General features: G+C 37.6%; 14 protein-coding genes. 8 read left to right on the top strand and 6 right to left on the bottom strand.

The window, feature by feature from the left end:
• Window positions 1-125 precede the first annotated feature (125 nt).
• The 3 genes from ade to ACFQU5_RS19200 all read left to right on the top strand — a co-directional run bounded on the left by ade (window position 126) and on the right by ACFQU5_RS19200 (window position 3,947).
• The gene (ade, locus tag ACFQU5_RS19210; RefSeq protein ID WP_390291691.1) at window positions 126-1,874 is read left to right on the top strand and encodes an adenine deaminase; all 1,749 of its coding nucleotides are present in this window, start codon (window positions 126-128) and stop codon (window positions 1,872-1,874) included.
• 358 nt (window positions 1,875-2,232) lie between these two features.
• Entirely contained in the window at window positions 2,233-2,616 is a 384-nt protein-coding gene (locus ACFQU5_RS19205) for a YkvA family protein (RefSeq protein ID WP_390291662.1), read from the top strand.
• A 77-nt stretch (window positions 2,617-2,693) separates the two neighbouring features.
• The gene (locus tag ACFQU5_RS19200) at window positions 2,694-3,947 is read left to right on the top strand and encodes a DUF5050 domain-containing protein (RefSeq protein ID WP_390291660.1); all 1,254 of its coding nucleotides are present in this window, start codon (window positions 2,694-2,696) and stop codon (window positions 3,945-3,947) included.
• A gap of 135 nt (window positions 3,948-4,082) precedes the next feature.
• Here ACFQU5_RS19200 and ACFQU5_RS19195 read toward each other — a convergent pair whose 3' ends face one another.
• The 4 genes from ACFQU5_RS19195 to ACFQU5_RS19180 all read right to left on the bottom strand — a co-directional run bounded on the left by ACFQU5_RS19195 (window position 4,083) and on the right by ACFQU5_RS19180 (window position 8,130).
• Window positions 4,083-5,024, bottom strand: coding sequence for an N-acetylglucosamine kinase (locus tag ACFQU5_RS19195; RefSeq protein WP_390291658.1), 942 nt, complete (start codon window positions 5,022-5,024; stop codon window positions 4,083-4,085).
• On the bottom strand, window positions 5,021-6,538 hold the full coding sequence (gene argH, locus ACFQU5_RS19190; RefSeq protein WP_390291656.1) for an argininosuccinate lyase: 1,518 nt from the start codon (window positions 6,536-6,538) through the stop codon (window positions 5,021-5,023). Before argH ends, ACFQU5_RS19195 begins: the two co-directional genes overlap by 4 nt.
• Before the next feature lie 107 nt (window positions 6,539-6,645).
• Window positions 6,646-7,539 (bottom strand): EamA family transporter, encoded by an 894-nt coding sequence (locus ACFQU5_RS19185; protein WP_390291654.1) that lies wholly within the window; start codon window positions 7,537-7,539, stop codon window positions 6,646-6,648.
• An 18-nt stretch (window positions 7,540-7,557) separates the two neighbouring features.
• Window positions 7,558-8,130, bottom strand: coding sequence for a GNAT family N-acetyltransferase (locus ACFQU5_RS19180; protein ID WP_390291652.1), 573 nt, complete (start codon window positions 8,128-8,130; stop codon window positions 7,558-7,560).
• Between the two features lie 145 nt (window positions 8,131-8,275).
• Here ACFQU5_RS19180 and ACFQU5_RS19175 point away from each other — a divergent pair, with 145 nt between their 5' ends.
• Complete coding sequence (locus ACFQU5_RS19175; RefSeq protein WP_390291650.1) at window positions 8,276-9,220, top strand: carbohydrate kinase family protein; 945 nt, start codon at window positions 8,276-8,278, stop codon at window positions 9,218-9,220.
• Between the two features lie 59 nt (window positions 9,221-9,279).
• On the opposite strand, the gene ACFQU5_RS19170 is transcribed toward ACFQU5_RS19175, so the two are convergent.
• On the bottom strand, window positions 9,280-9,984 hold the full coding sequence (locus ACFQU5_RS19170) for a DUF421 domain-containing protein (RefSeq protein WP_390291648.1): 705 nt from the start codon (window positions 9,982-9,984) through the stop codon (window positions 9,280-9,282).
• A gap of 141 nt (window positions 9,985-10,125) precedes the next feature.
• On the bottom strand, window positions 10,126-10,806 hold the full coding sequence (locus tag ACFQU5_RS19165; protein ID WP_390291646.1) for a histidine kinase: 681 nt from the start codon (window positions 10,804-10,806) through the stop codon (window positions 10,126-10,128).
• A 322-nt stretch (window positions 10,807-11,128) separates the two neighbouring features.
• Between ACFQU5_RS19165 and ACFQU5_RS19160 the strand changes: the two genes are divergently transcribed.
• The 4 genes from ACFQU5_RS19160 to ACFQU5_RS19145 are packed head-to-tail and all read left to right on the top strand — an operon-like array spanning window position 11,129 to window position 15,761.
• Window positions 11,129-13,531, top strand: coding sequence for a Na+/H+ antiporter subunit A (locus tag ACFQU5_RS19160; RefSeq protein ID WP_390291644.1), 2,403 nt, complete (start codon window positions 11,129-11,131; stop codon window positions 13,529-13,531).
• Entirely contained in the window at window positions 13,528-13,950 is a 423-nt protein-coding gene (locus ACFQU5_RS19155) for a Na(+)/H(+) antiporter subunit B (RefSeq protein WP_390291642.1), read from the top strand. The genes ACFQU5_RS19160 and ACFQU5_RS19155 overlap by 4 nt, the downstream gene beginning before the upstream one ends.
• Before the next feature lies 1 nt (window position 13,951).
• On the top strand, window positions 13,952-14,290 hold the full coding sequence (locus ACFQU5_RS19150; RefSeq protein WP_390291640.1) for a Na(+)/H(+) antiporter subunit C: 339 nt from the start codon (window positions 13,952-13,954) through the stop codon (window positions 14,288-14,290).
• Window positions 14,283-15,761, top strand: coding sequence for a Na+/H+ antiporter subunit D (locus ACFQU5_RS19145; protein ID WP_390291638.1), 1,479 nt, complete (start codon window positions 14,283-14,285; stop codon window positions 15,759-15,761). Before ACFQU5_RS19150 ends, ACFQU5_RS19145 begins: the two co-directional genes overlap by 8 nt.

Here is a 15,761-nt window from a genome sequence, read left to right as displayed (position 1 = left end):
TAGATATGTTTTTATTTTATTTATACCAGTAGTTATAATAAGAACCCTCGGAAAATATAATATATGATAGAAGGAAATAAACTTGAATGATAGGAAAGGGGTTGTGGCTCTTGAACAAAGAAACAATGGCAAAATCAATCCATATTTCACAAAAGAGAATGGAAGCAGACTTTATTTTAAAAAATGCCTATGTAGCTGATGTTTTTTCTTTATGCTGGAGAAAAGCGAGCATTGTTGTTGCCGATGGGAAGATTATTGCCCTCGATGAGAATGATGAATACTCAGCCAAAACCGAGGAAGATGCAAATGGTCGTTATGTAATCCCTGGTTTAATAGACACGCATATTCATATTGAATCTTCAATGCTGCCTCCATCCCAGTTTAGTCAAATCCTTTTACCACATGGAATTACTTCTGTTATTACAGATCCACATGAAATCGTGAATGTCTTGGGTTCAAAAGGAATGCAATTCATGCTGGATGATGCCAATAATGCACAAATGGATATCTATTTTATGCTGCCATCTAGTGTGCCAAGTACCTCTTTTGAAAACTCAGGCGCGGTGATGAAGGCAAAGGAATTAGCACCATTTATTCAAAACGAAAAAGTTTTGGGGCTTGCTGAAGTAATGGACTTTCCAGCTGTTTTAGCAGCAGATTCGGATATGCTGGATAAGATAAACCTTGCTCAAGATGCCAACAAACTCATTGATGGTCATGGTTCAGGGCTTTCAAGAAATCAGCTGCGTGGCTATCGTGCGGCTGGAATTCAAACGGATCACGAATGTGTATCGGCAGAAGAAGCACGGCAACGGATTAAACAAGGAATGTACGTACTAATAAGAGAAGGTTCTGCAGCTAAAAACTTAGTTGATTTGTTACCGGCTGTAACGCCATCAAATGCTCGTCGATTTTCTTTTTGCACTGACGATAAACACCTAGATGAATTAATGGAAGAAGGAAGCATTAACTTCGCGGTTTCCCTTGCAATGCAACATGGTATGAATCCACTGCAAGCTATCCAGCTCGCTACACTGAATGCCGCAGAATGTTACCGTCTTTATGATAAAGGCGCAATTGCAGAAGGTTATACAGCAGACTTTGTCATGCTGGACGATTTACAGAAGATGACAATTGCAGCGGTTTGGAAAGAGGGACATAAGGTTGCTCAAGAGGGAAAAATGCTTCATGAGAAAATGAACATGGCACAATTTGATGAGTCCATTCTAAATTCAGTCCATATCCCCGATTTAACTACAAATGATTTAGCCATTCCTTTTAAGGAAGGGAATGTTGCAAATGTGATTGGAATTATGCCAAATCAAATCATGACAGAACATATTGTAAAAGAAGTGGATGTTGAAAATGGTTTATTCGTTCCTTCGATTGAGAAGGATTTATTAAAACTCGCTGTTGTTGAACGACACCATTCATTAGGAACAATAGGTTTAGGGATTGTCCATGGCTTTGGCCTAAAACAAGGGGCTGTAGCAACAACTGTTGCACATGATTCACACAATGCGATTGTGGTAGGGACAAATGATGAGGATATGCTATGTGCTTTAAAGGCTTTGCAAGAAATGCAGGGCGGTTTGGTTGTTGTGAAGGATGGTGAGGTTATTGGATCCCTGGCTTTACCAATTGCAGGGCTAATGACTACTCTTGACGCGGGGAAAGCAGCTGAGAAGTTGGAGGAAACACATTCGGCCCTTCATAAAATTCACCCTGACCTATGTTTCCATTTCTTCTTAACACTTTCTTTTTTAAGCTTACCAGTTATTCCAGAGCTTAAATTAACGGATACAGGCTTGTTTAATGTAAAAACCTTTCAACATATTCCTTTAGAGGTGTCACAAAGGAAAGCACCCCATTGAGTGATTGGATTCGGAGCAATTTATGTGGCGAAAAGAAACTATTCTATCTGCCCGTGCTTACAGGGCAGCTTCATTTAATTTCCATTGAACTAAGAAATGAAAACACATAGAATTTTATAAAGATAAAGAATGAGGGAAATTACCAAACATACATAAAATTATAAATAATAGATTATTGCATATCTGAAAAGTCGAAAGGTTAAAAAGTAACTCGAAACTTTCCCTTTTGAAAATTCGCAACGTGTAAAGGAAAACGATTTCTTTTATAGAATATCCTTTTATGTAGTACTTTTTTGATTAATTGGTAATGATAGTAATGAAATAGATTATTGTTTATGGGATTAGAGGAGGAAGTTATATGAACGAGGATTTACACTTAGAAACTACGATAAGCGGGAAGGAAAAACATTACTCTCCAGATAAATTTTTAAATAAAGTAAAAAAGTACGGCGCAAATTTAGGATTTAGAGCGTTACATGGTGTTGCCGTATTATATTGTGCTTTAAAGAGTCCTGATTTACCAAAGGAACATAAACTGATGATTCTGGGAGTATTAGGATACTTTATTTTACCAATCGATTTAATTGCAGATATGTTGCCGGCTGTGGGTTTAGCTGACGATATCGTCATTATCACAAAAGCCATTTCTGTCATTTATTCATCTATAACAGATGAGATGAAAGAGGAAGCGCATGAAGTGTTAAAGAAAATTTTTGGAGACAAATATCAGTATGAAATTTAACTTTTGAAACGAAAATGTACGAATACTTATAGATTAAGAAAACCATTGAACCAGAAATCATGTTGAGGTGATGTACGTTGTTAATACGATTAACTTTTCTCGTCATAGCTATAGTACTTGTAAAGCCGATATATGATTTCGGCTCACAATGGCTGGACGAAGCAAAACAATTTATCAGTGAAAATGAAGTAACCATACAGGATGCTACATCCGATGTATTATCTACCGTTAACTCCGCAAAGGATACGCTTGTGAGTACGGCGGCAGATACATTAGTAACAATGGATGTGAAGTTGCCGGACAGTGTCCAAACACAAGATGAGTTAGAAGATGCCTTTTACTATTATCTAAGTAAATGGGAAACAAATTTTGAAATTCACTATGTTGGAAGCACGGCAGATATTGAAAACCTTATTCAAACTGCTGTCGATCAAGCGGCAAATCGCGATCATTATATACTTGGTCACCTGGCAGACCGTACGATTGAATATGAGTATAGCAGTTTTGATGCGAAAATAAAGGTTCATCAAACCTACTTAACCAATTTAGCTCAAGAGCAAGTTGTGGATGAAAAAGTGGCAGGTATTCTAGCAACCGTTTCAGCAGAAGAAATGTCCGATTTTCAGAAGGTGAAGTTCGTAAATGATTATATTGTTAAATCTACAGCCTATAGTGAGGAAACAACAGCAAGCCCTCACAGTGCCTATGCGGTATTGAAAGAACATAAAGGGGTTTGCCAGGGCTATGCTTTGCTGGCGTTAAAAATGCTAGAAGGACTAGGTGTTGAAACACAATATGTTGTGGGGGATGTCTATACTGGTGGACATGCCTGGAACCTGGTAAAGGTGGATGGCAATTGGTATCATCTCGATACAACATGGAATGACCCGACACCAGACCGTCAAAATGTTGTTCGCTACGAATATTTTTTAATTGATGATGCGAAAATGGAGCTTGATCATACTTGGATTCAAGCAGATTATCCGAAGGCTTCAAATACGAAATTTGATTTTATGGCCCAAATCGATCATGCATACGAGCAGGATGGTTTGGTTTATTATAGCAATGTTGATGATAATAATGTCTTATACCGAATGGATATGGGTAGTGGAGAAACAACGCGCCTAACAAAGAGTCGAGCACAATTTATAGTAGGTTTTGAGGATTGGCTATATTTTAGTAACTATTCGAATGGGGCTTACCTTTCGAAAATTCGAACGGACGGAACAGAAGAGGCCATTTTATATCATGATGAAGTAAATAACTTATTTGTAGAGGATGGCTATTTATACTTCTCTACAGATGAAGGATTAAAGAAAATGGAATTATAAAGTAAAAGGAAGGAGGCATCTCATATGTTGAGACACCTCTTTTTTTGTGAGGCAAGCTGCTCTATTAAATTTCTTGCTAAAGAAATATCAAAATTTATACAGTAAACTGTTGAGGCGGCATCCTATTTTGTAAAATCAGCTTATTTTTAGTGAGTACTTTGCTCGCCTCACTATATATTCAATGGGATTATCTTTACATAACACGATGGTCATATGAGGATATGTTCGGTGTATCATTTGCTGCAAACTATTTCTAATATATGGGTCATGCTTTAAAATGCCGCCGTTTAAAAAAAGTTTAAATGCTTCATCTTCATATTGAAGTTTTGTAACTGTTGCTTTCACTAATGAAAATAGCTCTTTCGCAGCACTTTGTGCAATATGAATGGCTTTTTCGTCACCTAATGAAACAGCTTCTTGTAGTACAGAACTAATACTTGCTGTTTGGGCGTTTGTATAATCTGGTTGATAGAGCCAAGCCATCAGTTGATCCATTGAACGAATCTGAAGTTTCTCAAGTAGAATTTTTTTGAGGATAGTTGGTGGTTCGAGCTCATCTTCTGCTCTAAAAATTGCCTTTAAGATTTGTCGACCTATCCAGTAGCCACTGCCTTCATCGCTGGCGCGGTGTCCCCACCCACCTGTACGAACCAGTTTACTTTTTCCATCTGTCCCAAATACAATTGACCCTGTACCTGAAATTAATAATGCACCAGGATGATTTTCTACTAAGCCAATTAGGGTAGATTGAACATCATTCTCAATAATTAGTTTTTCAATATGAAAAGGTGTACTTTGTAAGCTTTGATTAATAATATGTGTAACTGTTTCTAAGTCAGATTTCGTATCGATGCCAGCCATAGCAAATACAGCTACATGGATCGGTTCAAGTTGTGTAGAAAGGTAAGCAGAATGGAGTATGTTACTAAGCAATTCGATAACGGCATTAACGCCTATTGTTTGATAATTAGATCCGGATGTTGATTTTTCAAAAAGGCACTGCCCTTGAATTGACCGTAACGTTAATGTAGTTTTTGTCGCTCCGCCGTCTACTGCTAAAATGATTGATTCTTTCATTCCTTCGTCCATCCTTCAAGATATTCATTAAGTTGTTCTTCACTCTTATAGATTTTATCATTTTTCTCTTTAATCCATTGAGCTAATAATGGTGTGACTTTTTCAGATTGAAGAAGAGAGTTAAGCATCGTTTCAGGCGCGGGCCCACCTTTTAGTGTCCGTATTTTGATAAAAAACTCAGGTTTTAGAGCATTATAAAAATGTTGTTTTGAAATCTTTAAGGGTTTACCGGTTTCTTCAATGGATTTTTCATTTACAAGCTCCCAAGTCAGGCTCTCAAGGGATTCTTTTTTGTCGGCAAGAAGTGTTTTAATGCTACTGCTTACAATGCGATGAGACTGTCTAAAGGATATCCCTTCTGAACGTACCAGGGAATCTGCAAGCTCTGTCACATTGGCAAAGCTGTTTTGTGCACGCTTTAGAAGTTTTTCTTTATTTACATTCATTGTGACCACTAAACTTCCAAATAGTTTATAAATCCCGCCCAACCTTTCCATAGCACGCCATAGATAAGGCTGCATATCGTCTTCTGTATCGACAATATCTCCATATGGCGTATTATGAATCATTTGTAATACAGTTTGGGAATCCCCTATGACTGAAGATAGTAAAGAACGTGTATGCTCGATGGACACCGGATTTCTCTTTTGTGGCATGATTGAACTAATTTGAACATATGGACTTGCTAAAATAAAGGCATCGAATTCTTGCGTTGCCCACTGAAGAAAGTCCTGTGATGTACGCCCAAGATTTAGGGCGGCAAGTTGTATAACACTGGCCGCTTCTGCGATGTAATCAGCCCCAGCAACAGCATCCCAAGCGTTCTCAATCACGCCATCAAATGCGAGAAGCTCCTTCATGCGTTCACGGTTAATGTTAAATCCAGTTGTGGTTAATGCCGCAGCTCCCATACTACTTTGGTTAATCGTATAAAAGGCCGCTTGCATTCTTTTAAAGTCTCTTGTTAATTGATCTATGACTGCTTTTAAATAATGAGCAAAGGTTGTGGGTTGGGCTTGTTGTGTATGCGTATACCCAATCATGATGGTATGAGTATGTTCTTTGGCAAAGAGAATAAGCGAGGAACGTAATTGCAGTAATTCATCCATTAAGGATAATAATTTTTTTCGTAATGTCATTCGGTAAATCGCAATCCCCATATCGTTTCGACTACGTCCGATGTGTAAATTTCCAGCGATATCACCAGCTAATTCAATCAGATTATGTTCAATGCGAAAAAATAAGTCTTCAAATTGAGGATGATAATCTTGTTGTTCAAAGTAATTTAAATCTAAATTTGCAATCGCTTGCCCAATTTCCTTGGCTTCTTTTTCTCCCACAAGTTTCTGTTCTTCAAGCATTTTTAAATGGGCAATGTGTATTTGTACCATTGATCTTAGAAAATGCTTCTTTGCCTCGTCATAGGAGGGTTGAAGAACCATTTGACGGTAAGTATTGGATGGAAAATGGTTTCCCTCTTGTGCATTTATTCGGCTTTTATAATCTTGAAACATAAAAACACGCCTTTCGCAAAAACATATAGCTCTTGCTTATAAGTAATGAAAGGCCGATTCAACCCGAAAGCTTCATCGACCTTAATGCTGTATATTACTATTAAATGTTAGGCGGCATTTTTCCTTTGGGCTAGGACAGTTGGCAGAACCATTCCAATTAAAACTAGTACAATTCCGAATAACTGCAGTATTGTCAGTTTTTCATGTAATATTATTACCGAAGCAATAATTGCTACAGGTAATTCCATCGCACTTAAAATAGAGGATAGGGCGCCACCGACCTTTGGAACGGCTATGGAGAGTAATAAGATTGGTAAGATAATTCCAAAAGTCCCCAAGATAACCCCGAATATCCACAAGTTTGTTTTAAATAATGTACCATCCCAAATAATCTCAGGTGATAAAAAGATTGAAATCATGATCAATGCTACAAGAGACATTAGGAAAGTACGTGTAACGTTAGACATTCCTTCTATTTGTCTAGAATTGATTTGAATAAATATCGCGAAGCTTGTAGCTGCCAGTAATCCATAAACCCATCCTTGCCATGGAATTGTTGAAAGATCTGTGTCAAGTACACCTGCTGCTAAAACTGTTCCACCGAGTAAAAAGACTAGTGACAATGCTTCGTAACGGTTGGGTAGACGTTTGTGGATGATACAGTCAATTAATAGTCCAATCCAAGTAAATTGGAAAAATAGAACTACACCAAGTGATGCAGTTACATAGTTTAAAGCCAGTCCATAAACCATCCCTGTTGTAGCAGTAATGGCACCAGCTGAAACAATCGTGATGATGCCGGATTTATTTAATTTCGGTATTTTTCTTTGTGTAAAAAGAAATAAAACCAATGCTAATAAAAAACCAATAATATATTGACTTGATACGGCTTCGTTAGAAGTGAACCCTTGACCCATTGCTACTTTAATAATGGTAGATAATAGGCCATAACTACTCGAAGCAATGACGATCAGTAATGGATATAAAAGTTGTAAATTCATGTTGTAATACCTGCATTTCTATTTAATTAATTTCACCATATGAAAAAATGGTTCATTGATAATTGTCCAGGGCTCTGTAACAACATAACCCAGACGCTCATATAATTTTTGAGCCTTCACCTTTTGTGTCTCTACATTTAGGGCAATTTTCGAATAACCTTCTAGTTGCGCGACCTTCTCAGCAAATTCTAAAAGTGCGGTCCCGATACCTAAACCTCGAGCGTTTTCATGTACACAAATCGTATCTACATAAAACTCATCAGGATAAGCTTCCATATCAATAGAAGTGATGGGAGCGTTTTTTTGTTCCAGCCAGCGTTGTAAGCTAGCATCTAACTCTGCACCAACTTGTCCGTCATACAAGACTAGTATGCCTAAAATACCCTTCGTTACTTCACTTTCCGCTACATAGGTATATAAGTAAGAATGTCGATTGTCAGTTCTTCTAAAAAGTGCCTCAAGAGTTGAAATAACTTGAGATGTTTCATTTTCACCAGTTAAACGGTTTGCAATATCCCCGATAGCTTCATAAATTAGAGGAGCTGTTTTAGGGGCATCCTCTAATATAGCCTTTCTTATGTAAAATGTCATGAGTCATCTTTCCTTTCACAAAAATTATAACAAATTCTTGAAGGAAAATATGTCCTTTTCACCTGTCTGAATAGTTTTAAATTTTAAGATTTCGTAAATTTTATGTTACGCTGAGTTAAGTAAATATTCGGAGGCCTAACAACTCATGAGTGAGTATAATAAAGATTTCGTATTAGTATACGGTGACGCTTTTGTTGATTATATAGCTAATGATAGAACCAATACATCTTTTACAACATTCCTAGGTGGAGCAACAGTAAATGTTGCAGCCGGAATTAGTAGAATCGGTGCTCCATCATCTTTAATAACGATTACAGGTGATGATGAGACCTCACAATTTGTTCGAGATGAACTTAATACAGAAGGTGTTAATATGGATTTCGCGATTATTACACCTGAAAAACGTGTGAGCGGCGTATACGTTCATTTAACGGAGGAATGTGAGCGTATTTTCAAAGATTACGTTGATGAGGCGCCAGATTTACAAGTAGCGCCCGAACAACTAAATGAAGAAGCATTTAAAAAAGCTTCTGTATTTAATGTGTGTTCAGGAACAATGTTTCATCCTACAGCACTTGCAACAACTAGAAAAGCTGTAGAAATGGCAAAGGATAAAGGGGCGGTCATCGCGATTGATGCCAATATCCGTCCATTACGTTGGAGCAGTGAAGAAAACTGTCGTGAAACAATTACAACATTTTTTGAAGATGCACATATTTTGAAATTAACTGATGAGGAACTGTTCTTCCTAACAGAAACAGATAGCATTCAAGAGGGAATTGAAAAGTTAAATCAGTATCTGGTCCCCATTATCCTAATCACTGTAGGGGCAGATGGTGCCTATGCAGTATTAAATGGAGAAGTGATCCACGTACCGACTCGTAAGGTAGAAGCAGTTGACACCACTGGAGCAGGGGATGCATTTATGGCTGGAGTGTTACGTTTTGTTCACTTTAATGGATTACCAACAACACATGATGAATTAGTGAAATGCGTAAGCTTCGGAAACCGATTAGGTGGCTTCGCAGCGACAAAACCTGGTGCCTTAACAGCTTTACCTTATTATGATGAAGTAAAAGAATGGATTTAAATCTAGAACCGACAGCAAATGCTGTCGGTTCTTTTATTTAGCGAGGAGATAGATACATTTTAATTATCCTGATTATTTAAGCTTATATAAAGTTGATTATTTTCAAGCACCTGGGCGAAGTATACATCCTTAATATCGATCTGTTTCTCTTTCAATTTATGCATAACCCATTCCTCGGTTAGTTCTAATTCCTCCAAATTTTTTCTTAATATTTTTCCGCTTCTAATAATTTCTGTAGGTAAATGTGGTGGAAGTGAGAGGTCTGCTTTTGCATCCTGTTTTGTTGCATTTGCGAAGGTTGGCTTCTTTAAAACACTTAGCTCCCCATTTGTTTCGAATACAGCATAATGGACTTCATTAAAAGAAAAAATACCTTGTTCACGTAATAACATACCTAGTTCATCTGTATGGATACGAGCCTTTTTCATTCCCTTTTTTATGACAGTTCCATTTTGTATTAGGATCGTCGGTCTATCATCAACTAATGCTCTAATTTTCGAGAAATTCAAGGTAAGAAAACTAATTAAAAGAGTAAGGAGAGTCCACCAAATTAGTGCAATAAATCCATCCCAAAAATCAGTTTCATGCTCTGTTGAAACCTCTGCTGCAATGGAACCGATTGTTATACCGGTAATATAGTGGAAAAAGGTTAATTGACTCAGTTGTTTTTTTCCAATAATTCGAGCTAGCACCAGAATGGTAAAGAAGGATAGTGTTGACCTTAAAAGCGTTTCCCAAAAATGAATAGTACTAAATCCGTCCATCAAAAAAATGCTCCTTTCGCTAATGCTTTTAGCATGAACGGAAGGAAGGAACTGTATGCAAACGAAAGAATATGGAAAATAAAAAAACTGTCCCTCAAGGGTTAGATTTGTCTCTAGCCTTTGGGGTACAGTTCTATAAATTTATACATTTGATAAGCCATAAATGGAATGAATGAGATGAGGGTTCGTAACAAAGCCTTCTTTTATTCTTACTTCATGCATTTTATTTTTGTAGGAAAACTTAAAAATACCATTATCAAAATCCGTCCCGATTTCTTTAAAGAAGATTCCTTCAATGGATACCGATTTCGGGCATGTGAAGACAATTTTATAGTTCTCCAAATCTTGGAGTACATATGCACGTACACCTTTTTCCAATGTTCCATACCCTTCATCAGCAATCGGGCGTTTTACGGCGACAATATGGAAATCGGCGAATGGCACTTCTTTAAGTAAAACATTTAAAAATGAGCCCTTTGTAATTTCTTCCCAGCGGCTTTGTGCACTTTGCCCAACGATTATTTGAGTTATATTTTTTTCTCGGGCAATCTCGGCAACTACTTTTTGAATTGGTTGCTTCTCGTTATCGCGAACAATAAATTCTTCGACTTCCAGTTCTCTAGAAAGCTCTGTCCAACTTTCAATATAGCCGGATTTTTCAGCGTCAAAGGCATCAATTGGTTTAGAATCAACCGTTAATATATAAAGTGGACAATCTAATAACGTCGCAAGTTTATGCCCTCTACGAATAAGACGCTCACCATTAAGTCCGTAATATACACAAACTAAAATACTTTCATCCATTCTTTTCGCATGCTTCATTGAAGTTTGCTCCTCTTATATAAGTTTGTTATTGTATATAACAATTATTTTTAAGCAAAAAACTGTATAAATAAGCAAAAGTAAATGCGCTTTAAGTGCATCTAATCCTTTCCTATTGTATACTTATTATTGTAATATTAAATCTTTGTTTAAGTAAAAACTTTAAAATTAATATTTTTGTAAAATAGTTGCGATTTTTGAAATCAACCTACCCTTTATGACACACTATTATGAAGTGAGTCATTTTGTAAGTCAAGGGGATAGAATGAATTCTTATAATTTTAAATTTGTGCTAGGTTACAAAATTAGGAGGTATTAGCTTGTGACAATTGAAATTGCCATCATACTAACTCCGTTTATTATGGCAGCATTAATTCCCGTATTTTATAGGCGACTTCAAAAGAGATTTATAGGTTGGGTCGTTCTGGTAATTCCCGTTAGTTTGTTCCTTATTCTGACTACATATATCCCTCGTATAGCAAATGGCGAAACATTCTCCCATACCTATGAGTGGATCCCCTCGTTTAATATAAATTTCACGACGTATATTGATGGTTTAAGCTTGATATTTAGTTTGTTAATAACCGGTGTCGGAAGTTTAGTGATATTGTATTCCATTTTTTATTTATCAATGAAAGAATCACTTCATCATTTCTATTGTTATTTACTACTCTTTATGGGAGCAATGCTTGGCGTTGTATTCTCAGATAATTTAATGATTCTCTATGCGTTTTGGGAGTTAACGAGTGTTTCATCCTTCCTCTTGATCGCATTTTGGCATCACCGAAAAGCATCTAGAGCAGGTGCCCGTAAATCTATGACGATAACGGTATCAGGTGGCGTAGCCATGCTGGTAGGCTTTTTAATGCTTTACGTCATGTCTGGAACATTCAGTATAAGAGAGATTATAGGAACTGTTGATCAGATTAGTGAACAGGCCTTATTTATTCCTGCACTTGTATTAATCCTATTCGGTGCATTTACTAAATCTGCACAGTTTCCGTTTCACATTTGGCTTCCCGATGCAATGGAAGCACCGACACCTGTCAGTGCCTACCTACACTCCGCAACAATGGTGAAGGCCGGTATTTATTTAGTCGCACGGTTTACACCTGTGTTTGGTGGAGAGATGGTTTGGTTCTGGGCGGTTACGGGAGTTGGGTTAATTACGCTGTTTTGGGGATCGTTTAATGCGGTTCGCCAATACGATTTAAAAGCGATATTAGCTTACTCTACAGTTAGTCAGCTTGGTTTGATTATGAGCTTATTAGGGTTAGGTTCCGTTGCAGTCCATTTAGGTTACTCAACAAGCGCTGTAATCTATACACAAGCCACTTTTGCCGCACTATTCCATTTAATTAATCACTCTACTTTTAAAGGTGCACTATTTATGATGGTCGGAATTGTCGATCATGAGATAGGAACACGTGATATTAGGCGTTTAGGTGGGTTAATGTCCATTTTGCCCTTTACATTTACAGTCGCTTTAATTGGCTGCTTTTCCATGGCAGGGTTACCGCCTTTTAATGGCTTTTTAAGTAAAGAAATGTTCTTTACGGCTACAGTAAAAATTACAGAATTAGATCTCTTCTCTATTGATAGCATCGGCGTATTTATTCCGATAATCGCTTGGGTGGCAAGTATTTTTACATTTGTTTACTGCGTTATTATTGTAAGTAAAACGTTCTTAGGCAAGATTAAGCCAGACATATCAGAGAAGAACCCACATGAAGCTCCAATAGGGATGTTAATTTCTCCATTTGTTCTAATCGGACTAGTAATTACAATTTTCTTTTTCCCAAATATCTTGGGTGAATATATTTTAAGACCCGCAATGGCCAGTGTATATCCTACATTCCCGGTTGATGAAATGACGCCACATATCTATGCTTGGCATGGATTTAATATAGAGTTGTATATGACGATTGGCGTTATTGTTTTGGGACTGTTCTTATATCGATTTATGAAATACTGGATAAAGATTTACCGTATTTTCCCTCAATATTTAACTCTCAATGCGTTTTATGAAAGAGCCATTAATTCGGGTGAGAATATGTCGGAAAGTATAACAAAACGATATATGAATGGTAATTTAGTGCATTACTTTATCTATTTATATGTCAGCTTTGTTGTAATTGTTGCGGGCACCTTCTTGCTATTGGAGGCATTCGCCTGGAATCCAGGCTTAGATGCACCTGTTGAAAACTATGAATTACTCTTGGTATTTGTCATGATTTTCGCCAGCTTCGCATTACTATTTGCGAAATCCCGTATTACGGCTGTTTTATTAAATGGCGTATTGGGCTATGGCATTGCGTTCTTTTTCGTGATATTCAGGGCACCAGATTTAGCCCTTACGCAACTAGTCGTTGAATCTGTCACAACTGCATTATATTTAATTTGCTTCAAATATCTAGCAGAGTTAAAACCGGAGCCGTCTTCTAAACGCGTAAAACTATGTAATGGGCTTATTTCCATTCTGGTAGGATCTACAGTGACGCTGATTGGATTAGCTGTGATCAACTACGAGAAGTTTGAATCTATTTCTGCTTATTTTGAAGATTCATATAAGCTGGCCGGAGGTAAAAATATAGTCAACACGATCCTTGGGGACTTCCGTGCTTTTGACACCATGCTGGAAGTAGTTGTTCTCTTTATAGCTGGGTTAGGGGTTTATACGCTTATTAAGCTAAAAGCAGCAAAGAAGGGGGATGCAGACACTTGAAGATTAATGATGTCATTTTAAGAACTGTCGTTAAGGGTGTAGTTTTCATTATTTTAACCCTCGGTGTATACCTCTTCTTCTCTGGACATAATGCACCAGGCGGCGGCTTTATAGGAGGGCTAGTTCTAGGTTCAGGAATTGTCCTTCTTTATATAACGTATGATCTTGAAACAGTTCATAAGAAAATGCCTTTTGACTTTAAAAAAGTAGCTGGATTAGGTGTGCTTTTAGCGACAGGTTCAGCGATAGGCGCTATCTTTTTCGATGCACCGTTTTTATCGCAAACGGATGCATACTTTACTTTTCCAGTAATAGGCGAAAAACATTTAACAACGGTTACAATTTTTGAAGCAGGCGTTGCATTAACAGTGATCGGCACGCTTGTAACGATAATTTTGAGTATAAGTGAGGATGAATAGTATGGAATCTTTAATGATGATATTAATCGGTGTTCTCGTTACAGTGGGCACCTATCTAGTCCTCTCTCGAAATTTAATACGCGTTATTTTAGGGACGGCTGTATTGTCCCATGCGGTTCATTTACTTATCTTGACTATGGGCGGCTTGAAAAAAGGTGTTGTCCCACTACTAAGTCAATCTGAAGGACCTTTTACCGATGCTTTGCCACAGGCGTTGATTTTAACAGCCATTGTAATTAGCTTTGCTACAACAGCATTTCTACTCGTTTTGGCATATCGAACATACAAAACGAACGGTTCTGATGATTTACAGGAATTGAGAGGAGTGTCTGATGAATAACTTACTCGTTTTACCGCTAATTATTCCAATCATTACTGCAGTCATTCTCGTTTTTTTGCGTGAACAGATTGTCCTGCAACGCATTATTAGTTTGATTACGATGATTTTTATAAGTGTTATTTCGTTTCTCATACTAAATCTTGTGCAAACAGAAGGTATTATCCGATTAGATTTCAGCGGATGGCTGCCCCCGTTCGGGATCCTGTTTGTAGCAGATTCATTTTCAATGATATTAGTTTTAACGGCCAGTATCATCACGTCTATTTGTCTATTATATGCGTTCTCAACGATAGGCCCTCGACACGAAAAGATGTTCTTTTACCCATTTGTTCTATTTTTAATAGCCGGTGTTAATGGATCATTTTTAACAGGGGATATTTTTAATCTATTTGTTTGTTTCGAAGTAATGCTATTAGCTTCCTATGTTTTAGTAGCCCTGGGCGGGAAAAAGAGACAGCTGCGAGAATCGCTAAAATATGTGCTCATTAATGTAGTGGCATCTTGGATGTTCTTAATCGCTCTTGCGTTTTTATACGGCACCGTGAAGACATTAAATATGGCACATATCGCCGTGCGAGTAGCTGAAGCTGGTCAAGATCCGTTACTAACAACAGTCGCTATATTGTTGTTAATGGTATTTAGTTTAAAAGCAGGGTTGCTGCTATTCTTCTGGCTGCCCGGGTCATATAGTGTGCCGCCAACGGTTGTGCAAGCTCTATTTGCAGCTCTATTAACAAAGGTAGGAATCTATGCACTCATTCGTACCTTCACGCTGATGTTCCCGCTGAATCAGGATGTAACGCATACGATTATCGGTGTTATGGCGGGTATTACAATCATGGCAGGCTGCATGGGGGCACTAGCAGGGCGTGATATTTATACAATTGCTACATATAACGTCATCATCGGTGTCGGGTTTATCTTAATAGGTTTAGCAGTAGGGACAGAGACTTCTATTACAGGGGCCATCTATTATTTAGTCCATGATATGCTCGCGAAAGCACTTCTGTTTTTATTAGTCGGTATGGTGTTCTATGTTAGCGGTGAGTCTGTTGTAAAGAAAATGAATGGACTAATCCAAAACTATCCCGTATTCGGTTGGATTTATTTCCTAGTCATGCTGGCACTTGCAGGAATTCCACCTCTTAGTGGATTTATGGGTAAAGTGTTAATCGGACAGGGAGCCATAGAATCTGGTTCTTATATATTACTAGCACTAAGTTTTGCTTCAAGCATTATCGTTCTATATTCGTTATTAAGAATTTTCCTCGCATCCTTCTTTGGGGAAACGACGATTAGTTTCGAAGATCGAAAGCCAATTCCAAAAGGGGCATACGTTGCTTTCGTTTTGCTGGCCCTATCCATTGTTTACGTGGGAGTTGGAGCAGAGTCTATTGCCATTTATGTAAAGGATGCAGCAAAAACACTAATGAATCCATCAATCTATATTGATGCCATACTAAAGGGGTGA

Origin of the sequence: Ureibacillus sp. GCM10028918, from assembly GCF_042666115.1 — a bacterium.
Classification (GTDB): Bacteria; Bacillota; Bacilli; order Bacillales_A; family Planococcaceae; genus Ureibacillus.
This window is presented reverse-complemented; position numbering and strand designations above follow the sequence as displayed.

What these genes read in the sequence shown, in the direction of transcription:
- ade (WP_390291691.1), top strand. Translation starts at nt 126, where the DNA reads ATGGCAAAATCAATCCATATTTCACAAAAGAGAATGGAAGCAGACTTT.
- ACFQU5_RS19205 (WP_390291662.1), top strand. Translation starts at nt 2,233, where the DNA reads ATGAACGAGGATTTACACTTAGAAACTACGATAAGCGGGAAGGAAAAA.
- ACFQU5_RS19195 (WP_390291658.1), bottom strand. Translation starts at nt 5,024, where the DNA reads ATGAAAGAATCAATCATTTTAGCAGTAGACGGCGGAGCGACAAAAACT.
- argH (WP_390291656.1), bottom strand. Translation starts at nt 6,538, where the DNA reads ATGTTTCAAGATTATAAAAGCCGAATAAATGCACAAGAGGGAAACCAT.
- ACFQU5_RS19185 (WP_390291654.1), bottom strand. Translation starts at nt 7,539, where the DNA reads ATGAATTTACAACTTTTATATCCATTACTGATCGTCATTGCTTCGAGT.
- ACFQU5_RS19180 (WP_390291652.1), bottom strand. Translation starts at nt 8,130, where the DNA reads ATGACATTTTACATAAGAAAGGCTATATTAGAGGATGCCCCTAAAACA.
- ACFQU5_RS19175 (WP_390291650.1), top strand. Translation starts at nt 8,276, where the DNA reads ATGAGTGAGTATAATAAAGATTTCGTATTAGTATACGGTGACGCTTTT.
- ACFQU5_RS19170 (WP_390291648.1), bottom strand. Translation starts at nt 9,984, where the DNA reads ATGGACGGATTTAGTACTATTCATTTTTGGGAAACGCTTTTAAGGTCA.
- ACFQU5_RS19165 (WP_390291646.1), bottom strand. Translation starts at nt 10,806, where the DNA reads ATGAAGCATGCGAAAAGAATGGATGAAAGTATTTTAGTTTGTGTATAT.
- ACFQU5_RS19150 (WP_390291640.1), top strand. Translation starts at nt 13,952, where the DNA reads ATGGAATCTTTAATGATGATATTAATCGGTGTTCTCGTTACAGTGGGC.
- ACFQU5_RS19145 (WP_390291638.1), top strand. Translation starts at nt 14,283, where the DNA reads ATGAATAACTTACTCGTTTTACCGCTAATTATTCCAATCATTACTGCA.